The following is a 563-nucleotide window of genomic DNA, read 5'->3' as shown; positions in this document are numbered from 1 at the left end:
CTGATTCCTGTGGTGTACGCTTGTAGTATTGAACACGAGTATCCATATGGATTTGGAGAAAGGGATGAGAACTCTACATACTCACGTAACGCAAGTATTGCCCTCATTTGATGAACTGGTTCAGATGGCCGAAAGCGATCCAGAAGGCTTTGAACAATTTCGCCACGAGATGGCAAAAGAAATGATAGAAAGCGCCTCAGAAACGATGCAACCACGCTTATGGGCTCAGCAAAGCCATATTGATCGTGTGATTCGCAACTGTAAAAACCCTCAGCACACCAACGGCGTGCTAATGAATGAACTACAAAAACAAGTCACAAAGTTCAGAGAAGCATTACAGGGAAAAGCGACGTCGGTTAAAACAGACAACGTAGTCGCCTTCAACAGAAACGATTTCTACTGATGTGAGAGTCACACCTTAGGCAGACTCCCACATTCATAAATCACTGTGGCTCAGGACCGTATTTATTCGGGCCTGATGTGCCTTTCAAAAAACCACACTCAATCAAAATCCCAAGCCCACAAATTAATGAAACCGAAGCAATGAACAGCTGTGGCGTTGA

1 protein-coding gene and 1 pseudogene are annotated in these 563 nt (G+C 44.4%); one reads left to right on the top strand and one right to left on the bottom strand.

Going from position 1 to position 563, the window contains the following annotated elements:
- Window positions 1–46: 46 nt before the first annotated feature.
- Window positions 47–403 (top strand): DUF3135 domain-containing protein, encoded by a 357-nt coding sequence (locus R7040_RS28830; RefSeq protein ID WP_318097945.1) that lies wholly within the window; start codon window positions 47–49, stop codon window positions 401–403.
- 40 nt (window positions 404–443) lie between these two features.
- Here R7040_RS28830 and R7040_RS28825 read toward each other — a convergent pair.
- Window positions 444–563: pseudogene (locus tag R7040_RS28825) on the bottom strand (DUF805 domain-containing protein); the annotation flags it as partial.

Source organism: Vibrio sp. 1069, assembly GCF_033340555.1.
This window is presented reverse-complemented; position numbering and strand designations above follow the sequence as displayed.